Source organism: Nostoc sp. 'Peltigera membranacea cyanobiont' 213, assembly GCF_002245975.1.
GTDB lineage: Bacteria > Cyanobacteriota > Cyanobacteriia > Cyanobacteriales > Nostocaceae > Nostoc.
Genome location: NZ_NOLI01000252.1, coordinates 1 through 5,351, shown reverse-complemented (window position 1 = coordinate 5,351; position 5,351 = coordinate 1). Strand labels below are relative to the sequence as shown.

The window sequence follows — 5,351 nt, the reverse complement described above, 5'->3', positions numbered from 1 at the left end:
TACAATATTTATATAGAGAAAGCGCCCCCGACCGGAAATCTGAAGCGCTTCTCTATGTCCATTAAGACTTTATCAATTATGACTCACGCCATTTACACTTATCAACAGCTGCAACTGAAATCTATTGCCCGACTCAAGCAAATCTACAGCGAAATCGGCTGCACAGTCGAAGTAAGCGACAAACGCTGCAAGGATTCTTGGATTTCCGCCATTATTAACTATCAAGCCAGCAAAATTCAGAAACTCGCCCCTGCTGCCCCCGATAACCAAGCCCTCGCCCAAGCCGAACTCGACAACTACATCGCTGACCAAGCCCAAGCCGTAGCTCCCGAACCCCTGACAATAGTCGAAATCTCGTTTGACCATCACGAATATTACGCTGATGACAAACTGATAGCCAGCATCAGCCATGACGACAACCACTTAACACAACGCTGGGTAGTCATGGTCAACGGTAAAGAATTATTCCGTGCCAACACTCTAATGCGTTGCGATCGCTTCATCTACACTCACTATAAAGACGGCTCATTACCTGTGCAAGAAGAAGCAGGGGGGCAGGGAGCAGTTAGCCCAATTCGCAATTCGCAATTCGCAGTTCGCAGTTTAGAGAATTGCGAATTGCGAACTGACAATTGCGAATTGTTGCAGCACCCCGCACCCTGCTCCTTGTCCTCTTCTACGACTGAAAACCAAATCATGGCGCATATCTTCAACGAGTGCCAAAATTATGGGTTTGAAATTCTCGATGATGGCATTTACAACAACAACGGCGTGAAACTGGGGCAAGTCGGATGCACTGACGGGAACTGGTGGGTGAAGAGGCGTTATTCAGTCCAGCAGCAGTATTCTAACTCCGTGCTTGATGCTGTACGCTCATTGTCGATGGTGGACGTGTCTACTGATGGTAAATCCATTTTTGATGAATATTTTTTAGATCAGCCGTTAGAACAGCTAACTGGCGATAAATTGCAATGGCTGCTGGAGAGAACGGAGTTAGTCACAGCGTAATTCAGTAGTCAGAATCCAGGAGTCAGGAGTCAGTAAAGAAACAAAGATCAGGGTGCAGAAGTTAATAAAATCTGCCTTCCTTTCTCCTCTTTTTCCCACCTCTTCCCGAAATTCTGACTTCTGTTAGCGGTAGCGGGGCGTTTAGCCCATTCTGACTCCTGAATTCTTCTCTCATTTTCCCTTCATTCACCTATTCATCTATGCAACCCACAATCTCGATCCCTCAACACTGGCCCTACCCTCGCTTTAGCTTAGAACAGCGTACACAACAGGGCATCATCCTGGGACTTTATTACTATCCTTTGGGTACAGAGTTGGCTGAACAATTTGATGATGGTTGGCGCTATGTACTGATGCCTAATAAAAACTCTAACGAAACATCGTACTTGCAAGAGGAGCAAATCCAACCGCTCACACCAGAAGAATTATTCCACCAAATCACTGCTGAAATTGACTTTTACCAACAGCAGATAAATATTCTCAACCGTCAGTTAAGCGTATTAACTAAGGATGCAAATGGCTAAGGAAGTAAGGAGTTAGACCGTGAATAATAGGGAAAAAAGAGAAGGGTTAAAGGGGAATGGGAACATCCATATTTAAAAATACTTGCTCTGTACTGTATTGAGAAAAGTCTTTTCTCCTCCTTCCTTTACCCCTTACCCTTTCCCCTTTCCCCCTCCAATTCACACCTTTCTGATTAATACAAAAGCGTTCACCTAAAGGAATGCCATTACTTTAGATGAACGCACGGAAGTTTTTCTCCCGCTACAGATTTCTAATTATCACACACAAAGCATTAATCAATGAAACTTTTGCTGAGGTGAAATATGACTTAAGAAGTGGTGTTGAAATCAATATCTAAAATTTGGAAATTTCGTTAGGAGTCAATATGAATTTACCTTTGAATCAAAATGTTTTTATCGAGTCTCCCTCATTGAGAACTTCTGCACTTTCTAACCTTGATGATTCACGCGCAGAAATGGTTCTAAGCAAAGCCAAGGCAATAGTGTTCGCTGTCTGGGAGGGTAATGGTTGGGCGACTACTGGAATGATTGCAGAATATTTTTCAGTCACAGAATCCGCAGTCAAAGAAATCTACAGAGTTAATCACTCAGAATTCCAAGTTACAGAAACTAAAACCCTTACAGGTAAAGAGCTAAGGGATGCTCGACAGATGCTCTGTCTACCATCAAAAACATCCCAGGCGAGAGTTTTTTCGGCTCTTGGGGCGTTAAGAATCGCAATGATGTTACAGCAATCCACAATCGCAGCACAAGTTAGAACCATCATTTTAGACTTAGTTGCAGCCATTAAAAGTGTTCCCTCTCAAACTCATTCACCTATCCCAGCCCTCCCTCCAGTCGAGCAACGGCTACATACTTTTGTACAGGCCATGAAGACTTTAGCCGAACTCACCGGTGGCAGACTCAACCCATACATGGAACAGAATTGTAAAGACTTCGCCGCCAATCTGATAGCTGACTACAACAGACAGTCACTAACCGCCACAGAAGAACGCTGGCTTGGTGTAGTCAACTTTGCAGAGAGCGAACTTGGAAAGAAAGTCCCTATCAGTGGCCCTCACTACCGGGGACATCTTGGGACATGGGTTCGCACATTCTACCCACAGTTAGGCGATCGCCAAGAAACGCGATTGGTTAATGGGGTTCAACAGCCAATCTATGTCTACGCTTGCCACGACCCGACTGTTGCGGCTGGGTTGACCAAAGCTATAGAAGAGTTCTTTGCTCATCCGAGTCCTGGTGCAGCGCTAAGGCAGGCGGGGGCTTTCGCTAGTAAGAAGGAAAAAGTATCAGTTTAGTAGCTATCAGTCTTTAGTTATTGGTTCCCTGAATTCTTCTGACTGTTGGTCAATTAAATAATACCCACCTAGAGAATTAGCACTGAAAATTTTATGATCATCCCTTTTAATTTACAAGCACAAGTTACTGCCACTAATGGTAAAGAGTGCATAATTAGCACTGCTTATGTAGACATCATCCAAATTCTGGCTTCTAAAGAATTAGCTCAAGCTGACCCGGAAATGAGGGGAACTTTAGACATGATTGCAGAAAATGGGAGCTTTTGTGGCGACGGTGTTGATGAGTTTCTGAGCGATGTTTTAGATGAGCTTCAAGACTGGGAATTTGTCGAAGAAATTGATGATGGCAACAGTACTTACTGGGTGCTTACCCCAAAAGGCGTTTTGCTCCAAGCTGAACTTTAACAAAAATAATCAAGCGAACAATCGCAATTGACCTGTAATTAGGGATTGCTCCTCACCACTACATACTTTGATTCTGGCTCAAGCTGGTTTCAATGGAATAATTTTACGCCTTGGAGATAAAAAATATGAAAGCCATAGTCACAGTAGTTGAAAAAATCTCATCTGAAGCTCACATTGATATTCCTGAAGGTTTAGCAGAATTAGGAATTAGACAGCACGTTGTAGACCATTACAACAGTGGCGAAATGCTTCCTTTACTGAATATTTTCCACGTTGATTTTGAATCTATGAGCGTTCACATTGGTAAAAAACTCCAAATCACTTGGCAACCTGGAAAGCCTTGGAGTTCAAAGCGTCCCTATTACTTTTGTAAACTTGGAAGATTTACTTTGACTCTGTTAACTGACACAGAGCAAAACTTAACTCGTACAGAAGTTTACTTTGGGCATTACAAGCAACTTATTTATACGTCAGAAAAAGAAATATCCAAAGAATTGGCAACAGTCAAACTCCAAAATTTCTTAAGCGGATTAGCTGTTGAACTTCAGATTTTAAGCCACATTGAATTTAGTGAGGATGAAGTATGACTGGCACACAACTGCTGATACCACAACCACATACAAGTACATCTAAAGTAGAAACTGTTGGTAGGCATCCACTAAACTTTTACGAGTCTCCATCGTGGTTTACTACTGAACTACTGCGCCACGTTCCGTTATCTGGTGTCATTGGTGAGCCTTGTGTAGGACATCGGGCGATCGCATCATTACTATCGGTGTGGCCCTACACCAAGCAAATGTGGACGAACGATATTGATCCACATAAATCAGCTGATTACCATTTGGATGCAACACTATCCGATTCATGGGATTCTTTGCCAGAGTGCGACTGGATTTGTACCAACCCACCATATTCGGAGTTTGCTGCACCAATTATCAAGAATGCCTACCAAAAAGCGCGTATCGGTGTGGCTGCATTCCTTCTAACCAGCTTTCTCGAACCCTGTGATGATCGGGCGGATTTCTTGCAACAGCATCCGCCGTCACTTGTACTGATTCTGCCTCGTTTTTGTTTTCGCAAGGACAAGAAAGGTAAGCGCTGGGCAACAGATAACATCACGATTTCGTGTTTTGTTTGGGACAAACGCACTACACAACAACGAATTATTACACGCCCTGCTAATAGAATTGCTGGCTTTTACAAAACCCCAGATAAAGCGATTAGTCCTCAATCCGCTTTATCGATTGTGAGTGCGATCGCCAACAGTGAAATTAGTACCTACTATCAAAGCTCTCTTTAATTATGGGAAGTTTAATTGGGACACTTAAAAAGCACGCACGCCGAATAGGAATTTCTTTAGAAGAGTATCAATTACTGGTAGATTCAGGTCAAAAATGGTGCTACAAATGCAGACAATGGAAAAGTAAAACTAATTATAGCCAAGATAAAAGCAGGTGGGATGCTTTAAAAGCAATCTGCAAGAATTGTGACTACCCTAAAAAAGACAACTCTCCAAGTAAACCCGAAAGAATTGAAAAAGCAAAAACTGGCTTTGCGTGGTGTCGTGGATGCATTGCTATAGCGAAAAGCTGAATCAAAATTCTTTCTTTGGCGGAAACAAGCAACCCTACTCTGGGCAAGCACCAGAGCTAGTGTTAGATACAGAAGCTATTCGGAAATGGGGATTTCAAAGGAAATCTAAGAAGCATTTCGTTTCTTCAATGACTGATGTTTTTGGTGAATGGGTTCCGCGTTTTTGGCAACATGAAATACTGGACGGAATGTTCGTTGCACCCAACCAAATATTTCAGATTCTCACCAAACGCCCAGAAATTATGCTGTCATCTATGGATGAATGGCTTTCTTGTCATGGACTAGACAAATTACCTTTAAATATTTGGACAGGAACTTCAATCGAGAACCGCCGTACTTTAGAAGAACGTAGTCAATTTCTTAGCAAAATTCCAGCTTTAATTCGGTTTTGGTCAGTTGAACCATTACTAGAAGATTTAGGCGATATCACTCAATACTTGAATGATGTTCAGTTAGTAATTGTTGGTGGTGAATCTGGCCCAAATTCCAGACCATGCCACATTGAATGGATTAATTCAATTGT

The 5,351-nt window shown here is 42.5% G+C and carries 8 protein-coding genes; all 8 read left to right on the top strand.

The window, feature by feature from the left end; all coding sequences use genetic code 11:
- Nucleotides 1-54 precede the first annotated feature (54 nt).
- Nucleotides 55-1,008: a hypothetical protein gene (locus CDG77_RS38245; RefSeq protein ID WP_223270115.1), complete on the top strand. Its 954-nt coding sequence runs from the start codon at nt 55-57 to the stop codon at nt 1,006-1,008.
- 200 nt (nt 1,009-1,208) lie between these two features.
- Complete coding sequence (locus tag CDG77_RS33230) at nt 1,209-1,532, top strand: hypothetical protein (protein WP_094333433.1); 324 nt, start codon at nt 1,209-1,211, stop codon at nt 1,530-1,532.
- A gap of 365 nt (nt 1,533-1,897) precedes the next feature.
- Nucleotides 1,898-2,830 carry a hypothetical protein gene (locus CDG77_RS33225; RefSeq protein ID WP_094333432.1) on the top strand — a complete coding sequence of 311 codons (933 nt, stop codon included), beginning with the start codon at nt 1,898-1,900 and terminating at the stop codon, nt 2,828-2,830.
- 93 nt (nt 2,831-2,923) lie between these two features.
- The gene (locus tag CDG77_RS33220) at nt 2,924-3,235 is read left to right on the top strand and encodes a hypothetical protein (protein ID WP_094333431.1); all 312 of its coding nucleotides are present in this window, start codon (nt 2,924-2,926) and stop codon (nt 3,233-3,235) included.
- Between the two features lie 125 nt (nt 3,236-3,360).
- Nucleotides 3,361-3,822, top strand: a complete 462-nt coding sequence (locus tag CDG77_RS33215) for a hypothetical protein (RefSeq protein ID WP_094333430.1) — start codon at nt 3,361-3,363, stop codon at nt 3,820-3,822.
- The gene (locus CDG77_RS33210; RefSeq protein ID WP_094333429.1) at nt 3,819-4,535 is read left to right on the top strand and encodes a hypothetical protein; all 717 of its coding nucleotides are present in this window, start codon (nt 3,819-3,821) and stop codon (nt 4,533-4,535) included. Before CDG77_RS33215 ends, CDG77_RS33210 begins: the two co-directional genes overlap by 4 nt.
- A 2-nt stretch (nt 4,536-4,537) precedes the next feature.
- Complete coding sequence (locus CDG77_RS33205; protein ID WP_094333428.1) at nt 4,538-4,828, top strand: hypothetical protein; 291 nt, start codon at nt 4,538-4,540, stop codon at nt 4,826-4,828.
- A partial coding sequence (locus CDG77_RS33200) for a DUF5131 family protein (protein ID WP_094333427.1) occupies nt 4,804-5,351 on the top strand: 548 nt, incomplete at its 3' end. The genes CDG77_RS33205 and CDG77_RS33200, both read left to right, overlap by 25 nt.